Origin of the sequence: Paenibacillus senegalensis JC66 (assembly GCF_000285515.1) — a bacterium.
GTDB classification, from domain to species: domain Bacteria; phylum Bacillota; class Bacilli; order Paenibacillales; family NBRC-103111; genus Paenibacillus_L; species Paenibacillus_L senegalensis.
Map to the genome: position 1 here is coordinate 464953 of NZ_HE610961.1, position 13658 is coordinate 478610.

12 protein-coding genes are annotated in these 13658 nt (G+C 49.9%); 1 reads left to right on the top strand and 11 read right to left on the bottom strand.

From position 1 onward, the window contains the following. The 5 genes from PSHG_RS20675 to PSHG_RS20695 form a co-directional block, all read right to left on the bottom strand. The gene (locus PSHG_RS20675) at positions 1-639 is read right to left on the bottom strand and encodes a TetR/AcrR family transcriptional regulator (RefSeq protein WP_042122435.1); all 639 of its coding nucleotides are present in this window, start codon (positions 637-639) and stop codon (positions 1-3) included. Between the two features lie 345 nt (positions 640-984). Then, positions 985-2295, bottom strand: coding sequence for an MBL fold metallo-hydrolase (locus tag PSHG_RS28525; RefSeq protein WP_010277149.1), 1311 nt, complete (start codon positions 2293-2295; stop codon positions 985-987). A gap of 5 nt (positions 2296-2300) precedes the next feature. Then, a complete protein-coding gene (locus PSHG_RS20685; protein ID WP_042122545.1) occupies positions 2301-3965 on the bottom strand; it encodes an ABC transporter permease in 1665 nt (554 codons plus the stop codon). Positions 3966-3979: 14 nt separating this feature from the next. Further along, positions 3980-5065, bottom strand: coding sequence for an ABC transporter substrate-binding protein (locus PSHG_RS20690; protein ID WP_010277153.1), 1086 nt, complete (start codon positions 5063-5065; stop codon positions 3980-3982). Then, positions 5037-6044 carry an ABC transporter ATP-binding protein gene (locus PSHG_RS20695; protein WP_010277155.1) on the bottom strand — a complete coding sequence of 336 codons (1008 nt, stop codon included), beginning with the start codon at positions 6042-6044 and terminating at the stop codon, positions 5037-5039. The genes PSHG_RS20690 and PSHG_RS20695 overlap by 29 nt, the downstream gene beginning before the upstream one ends. Positions 6045-6213: 169 nt before the next feature. On the opposite strand from PSHG_RS20695, the gene PSHG_RS20700 reads away from it, so the two are divergent. After that, the gene (locus tag PSHG_RS20700) at positions 6214-7113 is read left to right on the top strand and encodes a LysR family transcriptional regulator (RefSeq protein ID WP_010277158.1); all 900 of its coding nucleotides are present in this window, start codon (positions 6214-6216) and stop codon (positions 7111-7113) included. A gap of 883 nt (positions 7114-7996) precedes the next feature. Here PSHG_RS20700 and PSHG_RS20705 read toward each other — a convergent pair. The 6 genes from PSHG_RS20705 to PSHG_RS20725 form a co-directional block, all read right to left on the bottom strand. Further along, complete coding sequence (locus PSHG_RS20705; protein ID WP_010277160.1) at positions 7997-8440, bottom strand: VOC family protein; 444 nt, start codon at positions 8438-8440, stop codon at positions 7997-7999. 135 nt (positions 8441-8575) lie between these two features. Next, positions 8576-9388, bottom strand: coding sequence for a helix-turn-helix domain-containing protein (locus tag PSHG_RS20710; protein ID WP_010277163.1), 813 nt, complete (start codon positions 9386-9388; stop codon positions 8576-8578). 77 nt (positions 9389-9465) lie between these two features. Continuing rightward, positions 9466-10239, bottom strand: a complete 774-nt coding sequence (locus tag PSHG_RS20715) for an ABC transporter ATP-binding protein (RefSeq protein ID WP_010277165.1) — start codon at positions 10237-10239, stop codon at positions 9466-9468. Positions 10240-10277: 38 nt separating this feature from the next. Further along, a complete protein-coding gene (locus PSHG_RS28530) occupies positions 10278-12038 on the bottom strand; it encodes an FtsX-like permease family protein (protein ID WP_235782093.1) in 1761 nt (586 codons plus the stop codon). Positions 12039-12045: 7 nt separating this feature from the next. Then, positions 12046-12633, bottom strand: a complete 588-nt coding sequence (locus PSHG_RS31610) for a hypothetical protein (protein WP_235782094.1) — start codon at positions 12631-12633, stop codon at positions 12046-12048. Positions 12634-12746: 113 nt separating this feature from the next. Beyond that, positions 12747-13406 carry a TetR/AcrR family transcriptional regulator gene (locus PSHG_RS20725; RefSeq protein WP_010277168.1) on the bottom strand — a complete coding sequence of 220 codons (660 nt, stop codon included), beginning with the start codon at positions 13404-13406 and terminating at the stop codon, positions 12747-12749. Positions 13407-13658: the final 252 nt, after the last annotated feature.

Sequence of the window (13658 nt, forward strand, 5' to 3'; positions counted from 1 at the left end):
CTACGCCTCTCCTTCCTTGTAAAAACAAGATTTCAAAATATCCAGGTACTCATAGAACTCTTCATAAATCGGCTCAACGTCTAATTCCGCCAAATTTTTGTTTTTATATTTTTGCATGAGCTCCTGCCGGTACCCTTCCATCGACCAGCGAATCAACTGAAAAGCTTTCCTTACATCCACATCCTCACGGAATTTGGAGTAATCGATGTTATCGTTCAGTACTCTGTACCAATGGCTGTGCAGCTCCTCCAGCTTGTGGCGAAGCGAGTCAGGAAGATCCAATTCATCCATGTTCAAGCCTACGGCGGCCAGAAACTGAGACAGACTTTCATGATCGTTGTACAAGTTCCACTTTAAGGCTCCCGCCTGTTTAAAACGCTCGAAAATATCCGGCTCGGAAGCATCTATCCGGTATAGAAACTGCTCTCCGGAAACTCCTATCGCATGCTCGATCAAGTAGTGAAACAGCGTTTCCTTGTTATCGAAATAATAGAACAGCGTTCCTTTGCTGATTCCCGCTTCTTTCACAATGCGATTCGTAGACGCCTTCTCGAATCCGTTCTCAGCAAATTCCCGATAAGCCGCGTCCAAAATCCGCCTTCGCTTCTCTTTCTCGAGGGCTTCAAAACGTTCTGACAAAGGAAATCCCCCTTTCCCCAAGCAAAGTTGACCACCCTGGTCAAATCTAATCCTACCACAAACTGACCACCCTGGTCAATCCAATTCGACTTCGGCTTGTACGACTTTATCTTGCTGCAAAAAGAAGTTTTTCCATGACCCCCGAATTAGTTACAATTATAAAATTAGAATAAATTAATCTGCTTTCTCCGGTGGTTTCGACAAAAAAAGATTGCCCTCTGACAATGCTTAATCAGAATGCAATCTTTTATTTATGGTTGAAGTGAGGCAGATTCCACGCGATTTGCGGCCCTAATGGGAAGATGATTTAGCTTCGCTTTCCGAATTATTCAGCTTCATTCAGTGTTATTCAGCGTCAGCAGATAAATCTATCTCCTGTCCCGGCACGAGCGAGTATGCTCCGCTATACCCGCGTTCGGCCAGATCGGAGACCAGCTGCTCCGTCTTTGGCTTGTCCGTATGTACCGGAAGCAGAACGCGCGGCTTCAGATGCTCCAGCATACGACAAACATCCGGCAATCCTTGATGAATTTTATAGGGAATACGGAAGATGCGGCAATGCTCATGGCTCGGGTCCGCTTCGTAGCGTCTAATAATTTTGCTGGCGTAGCTGTCCTCGTACACATGCCCCGTGAAAATAACAGCATTCGATGCTGCATTCCTTGGTTGACTCAATAACCGGTAAAAGCCTTGGGCTGCATCGGTTTGTAGTTGGGCGTCGGGGCAGACAATGACGGCAGGTGTTCCGGAAGCCAGCAGGCTTCTGTCGGCTTCGCCGGCTGCTTGCAAACGAATGCTGCCGATTGCCCGCTCTATTCGCGCAAGCGCAGAGGGAAGCAACCATGCCGGCTCCTCCTTCAGCTTCGTCAGTCCTTGCAGCAGGGAAACCTCGCCAACTATACGCGAGCCGGGCAGTGCCTCCGGCAGCAGGGCAAGCAGCTCCTGCCCGCGCCCTTGCAGTGGCACCGGGAGGAAGACATGCCCGCCTCGTTCGCCAACTTCCCGAATCGTGCTGACCAGCTGCTCCATAACCTCCGCCTGGCTCTCCATACGGGCGCCGTAGGCCGCATCCACAATTGCTGCCGCGAGATTCCGGCAGTGCTCCGGTCGCGGAAGCTCGGCCCGCAGCAGGCTTGATTCTGATGTGAAATCGCCGGAATAGAACACTTTGCATCCGGCCACATCCAGCAGAATCCAGACCGAGCCGATCAAATGGCCGCTCGGTCCCCAGCACGCCCGAATGCCCGGTGCAGCGTCAAACCATTCTCCTTCACTAGCATAATCTTCCAAATAGCGGAAGCACAGCCGCCCTTCGTCCTCGGCGTCATAGGACACCTCTCCACCCTGACCTGCCGCATAACCCTGCCACATACGGAAATTCGCGGCAATACGCCTGGCGGTCGCCCGGGTCGTCCACACCTCGCCGCGATAGCCCATCCGGTACAGGAGGGGCAGTCCAACCGAGTGATCCTCATGGGCATGCGACAAAAACACCGTCGTCAGCAGCGGAATCGCCTCCGGCTTCCAGAGAGGGTATTCTTCCCCTGCCCTGCGCTTCCCGCCGCAGTCGAGAAGCACCGACACCGGCCCGTTCGCGATAAAATAACACGCCCGTCCGTGCTCTCCGGCTCCTCCCCAGACTTCTAATTTTGCCAAACCGATCACTTCCTGTAAGATTCTAGTTGATTCATGATTACCAATACTACTGTCGTCAAGCCAACGGTAAGCACGGCCATCGCCATGCCCATCGATACCTCCCCTTGCTCGAACTGGGAGAAAATATAAGTTGCTGATACATGCATAGAGGGCGGCAGCAGCATCAGCGAAGCTACGAGCTCTCTCGCTGATATCGTGAAGGTCATCATCCATCCGGCCAGAATGCCCGGAAGAATCAGCGGCAGCGCAATACGCCGGAAAATGTACCACTCCGTCCCCCCGTACACCTTGCCGGCCTGAAACAGCTTGTCATCCAGCTGGCTAAAGCTGGACTTTACATACTGCACAGTGTAAGGCAGAAAAAATACGACATACGTCAGAACGGCCATTCCGTACGTATTGTACAGCGGGATCGGCATCCACTTCGCATTCCAGAACAGGACGAGACCGACCGCGATGACGATGCCTGGAACGGTATTGGGCAGCAGGCTGAACATATCCGCAGTCTTCTGCCCTCTCGTTGCCGATCCGCGAATCTGCAGCGCCAGGAAGGTGCCAATAACGGCAGCGATCGTAGCGGCCAGTAACGCGAGCCCGATACTGTTCGTCAGTGCCTTGAAGCCCGGGCTTCCCCAGGATAAGAGACGTGCATAATGGTCCAGCGTAAAGTTTCCCCATGCCAGACCGTCGCCCCGCAGCTTCTGCAGGGAGGCCACGATGATCGAGAAGTAAGGGACCCCGATGGATAGCAATAGCACAAGCCCTACATAGCCCCAGCCCAATACTTTCCCGCCTACGCCTAGGCGTGCCGGACGAGTGCGCAAGCCTTTGCCGCCCAATGTCTGATAGTGGAATTTACGGGACATCAAGCTTTGCAGGTACCACACGGTAAGACTTGAAGTCATTAAAATCGAGGCCAGCGCCGTCGCTTTGCCGAAATCAATCGGCCAGCTGGACGTCAATCGGTGAATTTCAGTCGTAAGCACATAAAAGCCAATTTTCCGCCCAAAAGTAGCCGGCGTCCCGAATTCAGCAATCGTCTTGACGAAGACCAGCAGCGCCCCCATCAGATAGCTGCCGAACAACAGCGGGACAACGATGCGCCGCAGCCGGTAGCCGAAGCCGCCGCCATGCAGCATTCCTGCTTCCTCGTAGCCTTGTCCGATCCGCTGAATCGAGTTACGCAGCATCAAATACAGGAACGGATACAGGTGAAAGCTCATTATCGCCACCAGACCGCCCAAACTGAAAAAATGCGGAGTTAACGAAGACGCCCAAGGAGCCAGCTGCTCCATGAACCCCCTCGGCTGCATGAACAGAATCCAGCCCATTGACCCAATATAGGGCGGGGTCATGAACGGGACAATGATCAAGACGTCCAGCCAGCGCCGCTCACCGATCTCCGTTTTGGCCGCAAGGTAGGCCATAGGGAAGGCAACCGCCGTCGCCCCAGCCACCACCAACAGCCCCAGCAATAGGGTGTTTTTTAATACGCTGGCAACGCCGGGTGCCAGCACCACCCCCATCGCTGTAAGCGGATCAAACCGTCCATCCACCATGAGACTGTTGAGAATAACCAGGCAGAGGGGGACCACGATTGCCGGGACCAGCAGTCCGATGGCTAGGCCGGTCCCCCAGGAAAAGCGTATTCGTCCCGATCGGGTCTGCATATTTATAACCGGCTTCATTGTTTAAAAACGCTCAAAAATTGCGTGATAATGTCGTCCCCGTTCTCCGACATCCAATTCCAGTCATACTGAAGCAGCTTAATCTCCTGTACCTGGGTGCGGTCTTCCTTCGCCAGCATATCTGAGCGCCCCGGGAGCAAGTAGGCATCGGCGACCAGCGACTGTGCTTCATCCGACAGCAAATAGTCGATAAACAGCTTAGCATTATCCAGGTTTGGAGCGTCCTTAAGGATCATAGCCGGGCGCGGGTTGATTACCGTACCCGAGGCCGGATAGACGATGTCTACCGGTTCACCCTTGGCCCTGGCACTATAAGCCATATAATCCACGCCAGCCATAACGACGCTCTTCGCACCAGTCACGACCGGATCAAGCGCCTCCTGATTGGCGCCGGCCATCGTTACTTCATTCTGCCTTAACATCTCGAACAAGCTCCAGCCCGATTCTCCGTACTGGTTCAGATAGCCGGATACAAAATCAAGAGCTGAACCGGATAGGGACGGGTCCGGAATATTCACAACGCCGCTCCATTTCGCGTCTGCCAGATCGCTCCAGTCGGCCGGGGCGTCATCCACAAGCTTCGTATTGTACGTGATTCCCAGTGCAGAAGCACTATAACCGAATAAGTGATGATCTTCATCCACCCAGCCATCGTACAGCCGGTCGGCATGAACGGCCTCGGGATAAGCCTGAGTCCATCCTTCCTGCTTCATGGACATGCCGGACGGCCACGATGCAAGTACAACGATATCAGCGACCGGATTGCTTTTCTCAGCTTCCAGACGTGCCAGCACCTTGCCTGTCGTTCCTTGAAACTGCTCGACCGTTAAGCCTGTCTCAGCCTGAAATCCCTCAAGGATTTTATCCGCCAGACCGGCCGGGCCCGCCGTGTAAACAACAACCTTGCCGCTTGGTTTTTTCGATTCTTGCGGCGGCGCTGCCGGTGATTGTGCTGGTGCCGGCTCCGAGCCTCCTTGGTTAGACGGCTGTGCAGGAGCTTGTCCTCCACAAGCGCTTAGTGCCAGCATGGCAGTAATAAACAGAGGGATCATTTTACCCCGCAGAAGAGCTTTTGATTTCATGGATTACTTCCTCCTTGGATAGAAATTTATAAATATGCTGCTCTGGGACATATACCGTTGTCCGTTCGCCTGCGTTAGCGCGCGCCGCACGATATCCTGTCCATTTGGTGCCATCCTCCAGTTCCAGCTCCAGCTCATACCGATCGCCCGTGTAGCTTACCTGCCGGATAACAGCCCGCCAGCTTCGGCATCCCGGCGCCGCAGTCCACCCGAGATGCTCCGGACGGAACATCGCTTCTTCCGCCGCCAGCCAATTGGACTTGCCGACAAAACGGGCTACGTCCTCATTAACGGGGCAATGATAAATGTCCTCGGACGTCCCCAGCTGCAGTACGCGCCCTTGCCGCATAACGGCGATCCGGTCAGACATCGACATCGCCTCCGATTGATCATGAGTGACGTAGACAGCGGTCACACCCAGCTCCCGGACAAGCCGGATCAGCTCCACTCGCATCTCTTCCCGCAGCAAGGCATCCAGCGCACTTAACGGTTCATCAAACAGGATGATCTCCGGCCTGCCGGCAATTGCCCTGGCGAAAGCGACCCGCTGCTGCTGCCCGCCGGACAGCTCATGCGGATACCTGTCCTCCATGCCGGTCAAGCGGACGAAGCGCACTGCCTCTTTGACCCTCTCCCGCAAACGATCCGTCTGCCGCCGTGCCTTGAGTGCAAAGGCGACATTCTCAAAGACCGTCATATGCGGCCACAGCGCAAAATCTTGAAAGACCATGCCAAGATTTCGCTTCTGCACCGGCAGGCGTTTCCCGGCAGCCGAAGAGAAAACTACCTTGTCCCCAAACAAAATCTCCCCCTTGTCCGGTTCTTCGAGCCCGGCAATCAGACGAAGCAGCGTCGTCTTCCCGCAGCCCGATGGCCCTAACAATGTTAAAAATTCACCGGAACCAACCGCAAGGTCCAGCGGATGCAGCGCCTTCGTCCCGCCGAATGACTTGGATATATCGCGGATCGTGATTTCCATATCTGCTCCTTTCTTCCCTCGTTCTATTGTTATCGTAACGCCGGACGTTCAGCGGATGATTAAACGGATGTAAGAGCGATGTTAATTATTTTGTTAATATATATTTATTTACATAGAATTTTTCTATAATGATAGTAGGCTATTCCACATGTAGAGGGGAAGATTTGAAATGAACTTAAAGAAGCTGGAGGTTGTCGTCTGCCTCGCGCGGTATAAGAAGGTGACCACCGTCGCCGAGCACCTCGGCCTAAAGCAGCCATCCGTAACCTATCATATGAAGAGCTTGGAAGAAGAGATGGGCGTTCCTTTATTTGAGCACCGTGCCGGTAAAGTGCTGCTGACGGATGCCGGCAATGTCCTGCTCCACTATGCCTCGAAAATATTGGCGCTATCACAGGAGACCAAAAGAGTGCTCCGGGAATATAAAACATACGAACGCGGCACACTTACAATCGGCGCGAGCTATGTACCGGGTGCCTATTTGCTGCCCGAAGTGATCGACCGACTGGCCCAAATCTATCCCGGCATTACGATTCGCTTGAAATTGAACCCTGCGCCGAACGTGCTTGCCATGCTTGCAGAGCACAGCATTGATGTGGGGCTGATCTCTTATACAGCCATTGAAGATCCATCGCTTCATATTTGCAGGGTCTGTCCCGATGATCTTGTTCTAGCGTTTCCCTCCGGCCACCCGTTCGCAGCAAGAGAAGCCGTCACCCCCCTCGACATTGCCGAAGAGCCGTTTATCCTGCATGACAGCCCTTCTACTACGCGGCGGATGACGGAGGAATGGGCGGAGAAACACAGCATTAAGCTCAAAGTTAACATGGAAGCTGATTCGCTCGAGACAATCAAACGGGCGGTACGCGCGGGAACGGGCGTCTCCTTCATCTCGCAGATGGCCATAGCCGAAGAAGCGGAACGCAAGCAGCTGCAGTACTGTCCGATTCCTGAGTTATCTACCAAACGGTTTATTTTTGCCTGCTATCAACGCGACCGCTGGCTGACTTCGCCGATCCGCACGCTGCTCGAGCTGCTCAGCAGACCGGAGACAAGCTCCGGCAATTGATTGCCAACGGTCATGAATTCCGGATTCATGATGCGGCGGTGCTCATGGTGCTGTGATGCTCACGATGCTGTATAAATGTGGCGATGCTCATGGTGCTCATGGTGCTGTGAAGCTGTGATGCAGCGAGTGCTTATGATACTCATGGTGCTTTGGTGCGGCGGTCCGTACCATTTTTGCTCAACGCTCGCAGTGAGGCTGTAGATTAACTGTTAGTAACAGTTTGCTTCAGGCAGTGAGGTCGCTGGCTTGCGATGAGGTCCTTGGCAGCCAGCTTCGAATTCTAACGCTCGCCATTGTCCTTATTTGAGCAAAATCAGGGTGTTAAAAATTGTAAACGCTTGCCATGGTCCTTATTTTGCTAGAATCGCGGTTTTCTGGACTTTTTCTCACAAATAAGAGATCAAGGGCGAGCGTTACATATTTGGAGGATACTAGCGGGGACATGTGGGGAGAGTAAACTGCCAAGGGTACACTGCAGAGCGTGCACTCCAAAGCGACACCACCGAGGTACACTGCAGAGCGTGCACTCCAAGCGACACCACCGAGGTACACTGCCGAGGGCACGTTATCGAGGGTACACGGTTATGGCTTCCGGCAAAAGGGCACGCCACGAAGCAAGCTTATTGCGAAGCAATATGCAAAAAAGAGTGCTCATTTCCATTACGGAAAATTACACTCTTCTGTGAGGTTGTAGAGAGACTCGTGAACTGTTTTGTCTATTTCCCATGTGCCTTAAGTATCGCTGCTTTACTGTATCGCTTGCTTTATAGCATCATTTGCTTTACTGTATCGCTTGCTTTACAGTATCATACAGATCAATTGACTTACAGGTCACTCAAGATTTTATCCCGGCATGCGGCATGCAGGACCAAACGGCATTGCATTACTGAATATCCTCAAGCGGCACATCCCTTATACGTGTTGCGATCCACCAAATGTGGCCAAAAGGATCCGTTACCCCTCCGCGCCGATCACCTTCAACATGATCCTCCACAGGCATCAGTTCCTCTGCACCCGCATCAATCGCTTGTGCAAAAAGTGTATCTGCGTCCTCAACATATAGGAAAATATGTACCGCAGTTCCTCCAAGAGAAACTGGGCTCTGCATAATCGGATGCTCTGGAAATTCATCGACGAGCATGACTCGCGAATCTCCGATCTTGATTTCTGCATGCCGAACCTTTCCACTTTCATCAGTTACACGCATCATTTCCGCAGCTCCAAATGCCTTTTTGTAAAACGTTATGGCATCGGCCGCACCCTTGATGATCAGGTACGGTGTTACAGCATGATGGCCTTCCGGTATGCCTCTAGTTTTCTCTGTCATGACACAATCCTCCAATGATCTGAAATTTGAATGCATTCCTTCCCTCATAAAAAAGCAAATCCAATACAGGGATCAAAATCGCATCACATTTATTGTAAGTCGCATCAAAATAAATGGTATTGTAAAAAAATGACCCTATTGGCCAAGCGGAACGTGATTGTGCTGTGTGCTTTGATGCAAGCGGTACGTTTTTGGACTAATCCCGGAAAAAGCCTGAAAATCATGAATAAAATGAGCCTGGTCATAATAACCGCAAATTAAAGCAAGCTCCGCCCAATTGACCTGCTCTCTACCTTTAAGCTGTTGAAGTACATGCTGAAAGCGTTGGATACGCAAAAATTGTTTTGGGGACAGTCCGACCTGTTCCTTGAATACCTGAATAAATCGCCGTGAGCTCAGAGTGATTTGTTCGGTCACATCAGCAATTTTCAAATAATAAGGGGTAGCCTGAAATTTCTTTAATGCAAAAAAGACAGCAGGATGGTATGCAGAATCTCCAGTCATCATCCCCATGAGGTAATATTCCAGAATTCTAAATTTAGCAGCAGGCGTTTCAGCTTCAAACAGCTGGTCCCGCATTTCGGACGCAGTTGTCCCCCACAGTATATCCAGCGGCAAATGTACATTACGCAATTCGTTAGCTGCTGCCTTTAGAAACGGAAAAGCGCCGCCGGGCTTAAAATGGACCCCTATTGCGGACACTTGGCATGCGGTGTCGATAACTGTGAATTTTGAATGCGGTCCGGAGATCAGACTCCCGCGAAAACGCTCGAACCGGTCGTGATTCGTTTGGTCGTATACCTTAATCAAGTCTTCTTCAAGATTAATAACCAATTCCATCGTGCCGTCCGGAAGGACGCGCCCCATCCCATGAGCCGGGCTGCAGCCTTGCTGCAGCCAAAAAACGTTTATAAAATCCGACAGCGCGGCTGCGGGTGATAGGTGCAAAAAAGGGCCACCACAAATCACTACCTTCATTAATGTATTTAAATATAAGCGCGATCCTAAATGAGTGCCAATCCATATTAGAAGCCCTTTTCCACTAACCATTTCATAATGTTTTCTTCTCTTTTCTTAATATCGTCACGCTGCGCATCATATTTGCTCATTTTCTTCTGAGCTACAAGATTTCCATCTACCATAAACAATATTCTTTCGGATTTGGCTGCCACCTTGGCATCATGCGTAACGAGCATAACGGTTGTCCCTTTTTGGTTAATCTCCGCAACAATGGACATAATCTCTGCAGCCGATTTGGAATCCAGCGCACCAGTCGGTTCATCTCCAAAAAGGATATCCGGTTCATTGATCAAGGCTCTGCAAATAGCGACTCTCTGCAGCTGTCCGCCGGATGCCTGAGTGATATGATGATCAGCAAGCTTTTGAATTCCTGTCATCTCCAGTAGTTTTTGCGCTTTTTGATATACCGCTTTTTTATCCGCGCCCGCTCCTTGGGATACAAGAGCAGGAAACATAACATTGTCAATCAGTGACAGATTCTTTAACAGGTTAATATCCTGAAAAATAAATCCCATGTTATTCAGGCGAATTTGAGCCAGTTCCTCTTCTTTTAAGCTGGCCATTTCACGCCCTTTAAACTTCACACTCCCGGAAGTCATTTTGTCCATGCCGCTTATATTATATAGCAGCGTCGATTTCCCGCTTCCGGATGGCCCCATCACCGATACGAATTCACCTTGTTCGATCTCCAGGTTGATGTCCTTCAAGATGTGAAGCTGACGGCTGTTTCCTAATTCTACTTTTTTGTTCAAGCTTCTTGCTTCCAAGATTATGCCCATTTTTCTATTGCTCCCCTGCCCCATATTAAAATCAACGTCTAACTTCTTAAAATGACAGATAAATCATCTTTTACAGCTGCCTTACAGGACATAGATATCGTAATCCCAACTACGAGGATCAGCGCTAACGGACACAGCACCCACGTCTGCCAGGCGACATTGACCAATTCAATTTTGGCAGCCCCCATAGTGGACATGGCCATACTTGCCAGGAACTCGCCCAAATAATTGGAAGCCGCTACTCCGAATACGATACCCAACACCAATACCAATAAAGTTCCTGCCATATATTGACGACTAATTTGTTCAGAAGTTAGTCCCACACTTCGCATAATGGCAATCTGAGACATATCCTTGGATAATAACATCCTGAGGAATAACGCAGTGATCAATACTATAATGATGACGGCAATGGCAATTCCGCCTATAACCATCACGCTCATCTGATCAATGATATTGCCAAGAGTCTGCCGGGTAAATTCCTGGATATCGTTTACTTTGGCAGAATGATAGGCGTCTTGATAATACCTCATTTTCTCTTGAATGTTCACACCGGGAGCGGCATCCATGCTCACAATATACCAAAGCACGGCTTCATTATTGATACCGAGACTGGAATCCGCCTTGGCCGTTTTCCCGCCATTGGTAATATCCTGGTAAATCCCCGTCACCTTTAGCGTCTTTTCCTCCCCGCCAGCCTTGACGACGACTTCATCGCCTACCTTCTTGTTTAGCGCATCCTTCGAGGCGTTGGCATAAGAGAGTGCGATTTCTCCTTCCGTCTGCGGCGCTCTGCCATCCAGATATTTAAGAGGAAAGGCAGAGAAGTCTCCGATTTCAATATAGATGTAGTCCCACAGCCCTTCCGCATTTTTAATCTGATAGGAGCTGGTGATGTAGGCGGCATGCTTTTCAATGTCGGAATCCTTCCGCAGCTCTTCCTGCAGCTTGTTAAAGTCGTCGGTTATCGTCTCTGTCATTCGCAGATCGATTCTCATGTCCGATTTTCCTATGCCCATGTATGTAGAAAATTCCGGTGAATTCATGGTGTTGTACAGATGAATAGGCAGAATGACAATAAACGTGCACACAATATAAATCAGGAACAGCAGCCTGTACACTTTGAATCGATTCCATACATCCCTAAGTCCCATATAAATGTTGGTGCTGAAGAATTTGTTTTTATGCAGGGGAAAACGGTATTTCCGCTTCCCTCCACGCTCCGCGATCGTAGAACGCAAAGCCTCCACCGCTGAAATCTTGTCGATTCGTTTAAGCACATTCTTGCAGTACATCACAATCATGAAATAGATCAAGAGCGGAGCTATCAGGGACAGAACATATTTTAAATTTCCCGATACATCCGAAGAAATGTAAAGCTTGATATTACCGTTTAACAGATTCACGACGGCAAAGGAAAGCAGATAGCCTATCAAACCAGCTGCTAGTGACATGATTCTGTATTTGTTAAGATATACCTTCTTAATATCCTTTTTGGCTATCCCTATTGCTTTCATGACACCAATTTCTCGTATATCTTCATCTATCGTTGCCAAAAAGGTAAGCCGAATACAGAGAGAAGCAATAATAATGAGCAGCATGCTGATAAGGATAATGACCATGGCCACAGCCGTATCGGCCAGTGCGTTAAAGATCAGGAAGATCTGCCCGCCTACTGTAGGGCCGTTGGCAGGAAGTCCGGCTTCGATATAGGCGGTTTGCACAGCCTGGGAATCCCCGGTTTCCTTTAGTTTAAACTGGATGAGATATTCCAGCTCCCCCGCCTGCATTTCGCGCATTTGATCACTAGTCGGCCTGATTCAGAACAAACCGTTTCGAAGAAGTAAAGGAAGAGTTCATCTGATAATCTCTTGCGTAATCGGAAATGACAAACTCCTGTTCATACTCCCCATTTCTCACTGTAATCGTCTCACCGATTTTCAGGTCATACTGCTGCATGAAATAGATGGGAACGGCGATTTCCCCTGCCGCGATATCCAGCTTTTCATTATTGAGGTCCAGTATGAAATCAAATTGGCGGTTCTGCACAACAAATGAAATATCCTGAATCGTTCCAGCCATCGTTTGGCTGCCGCCATAATGGATATGGCTTCCGTCCACCGTCAGCAGTACCATCGTCTCCTGCATCGCTATATGCTCACGCTGTTGTTCCGTAAACTGATCGATGTCGGCCTGACTGAATTCTCCTGAATGCATCTGCGTAATATCAGCTGGAACCGCACGTTCCTGCAGCTGCGACATCGACTGAAGCAGATTGGCAATATTATTGATGGCGCTAGCTGTCAAAATTACGGCCATCGTAATAAATATGAATACAGCCGATGCTACAACTTTGTTCCTTAGAAAATCGTTCTTTACCATTTTGAAAAACATCGTTTTCCCCCTGCCCACGGCACGCCTTTTGTCAATCCCCCCCAAATTATTGAGAAGATTGTACGGACTGCTGCAAACTGCCTTTGACTCGTTTCCGTATTTTCTGCTTTCGGTTATTCATCGCTTTCATCGCTGTCTCCATCCTCGCTGGCAAACATCTGCATGACGTAGCTAAGGCTTCCGCTTTCAGCACCAAGCAGCCTTTCCAGGTTGAAAACAAACGCTTGTATGCGTGTTATAAGCTCCTCGTTCTTCATCGTTACCCTATCATCATCAAATACCGTATTCAGATAGATCACGACCATTTCCATGCATTCATACGGGAACGGCGTACTGAATACTCCTTGTTCAATGCCTTCACGGATGATTTCCGTCAAGATTGGGGGAACACTGGTAATGATGACCTTTTGTATTTTCTGATGCATAAGCGCGTTCTGAGGCTTGTGAATGTGCTCCTTAATTTCCTTGCCATTGCCGCTGGTGCTAATGTTTAAGGCCATCACAACACGGATAATCCGCTCATTTAAGGGAATCCTCTTGTCTGCGGCAGCTTCCCGCGCCGCGCTTAAAAGACGGTCGCTATACCGTTCAATCAGCGCGTCCATAATATCCTCTTTCGATTTGAAATGATAATACAGCGTTCCCCGCGCAATGCCGACCATTTCGAGAATATCTTTAGTGCTTGTGCCATCAAAGCCCTTCTGAGCGAAAAGCTCATCCGCCGCATCAAGGATTTCGTTCCTCCGTTCCTCCGCTTCTTTGACTACTCTCATCTGTCTGTCTCCTTTTATAGATTAAATGTATAATAATTATTGTGTATAAATCGCTCTTTAGACCGACTGCCTGTCGATTTAAGATTAACATAATATATCTGATTGTCAAGATCGTGTTTCACATAGTCCGGATACTCAAAATATCCCCACAAAGCACAGCTTGGCGTCGCAGCATACTCAGGTACTTGCGGGCGGGCCCCGGTAAACTTTAAACATTCAAAAAAGGCTATGGGTATACTCCACATAGCCCCT

Bases quoted from the DNA above. Each gene is read 5' to 3' on its own strand.
- PSHG_RS20685 (WP_042122545.1), bottom strand. From the start codon at position 3,965: ATGCAGACCCGATCGGGACGAATACGCTTTTCCTGGGGGACCGGCCTA.
- PSHG_RS20690 (WP_010277153.1), bottom strand. From the start codon at position 5,065: ATGAAATCAAAAGCTCTTCTGCGGGGTAAAATGATCCCTCTGTTTATT.
- PSHG_RS20695 (WP_010277155.1), bottom strand. From the start codon at position 6,044: ATGGAAATCACGATCCGCGATATATCCAAGTCATTCGGCGGGACGAAG.
- PSHG_RS20700 (WP_010277158.1), top strand. From the start codon at position 6,214: ATGAACTTAAAGAAGCTGGAGGTTGTCGTCTGCCTCGCGCGGTATAAG.
- PSHG_RS20705 (WP_010277160.1), bottom strand. From the start codon at position 8,440: ATGACAGAGAAAACTAGAGGCATACCGGAAGGCCATCATGCTGTAACA.
- PSHG_RS20715 (WP_010277165.1), bottom strand. From the start codon at position 10,239: ATGGGCATAATCTTGGAAGCAAGAAGCTTGAACAAAAAAGTAGAATTA.
- PSHG_RS28530 (WP_235782093.1), bottom strand. From the start codon at position 12,038: ATGCGCGAAATGCAGGCGGGGGAGCTGGAATATCTCATCCAGTTTAAA.
- PSHG_RS31610 (WP_235782094.1), bottom strand. From the start codon at position 12,633: ATGTTTTTCAAAATGGTAAAGAACGATTTTCTAAGGAACAAAGTTGTA.
- PSHG_RS20725 (WP_010277168.1), bottom strand. From the start codon at position 13,406: ATGAGAGTAGTCAAAGAAGCGGAGGAACGGAGGAACGAAATCCTTGAT.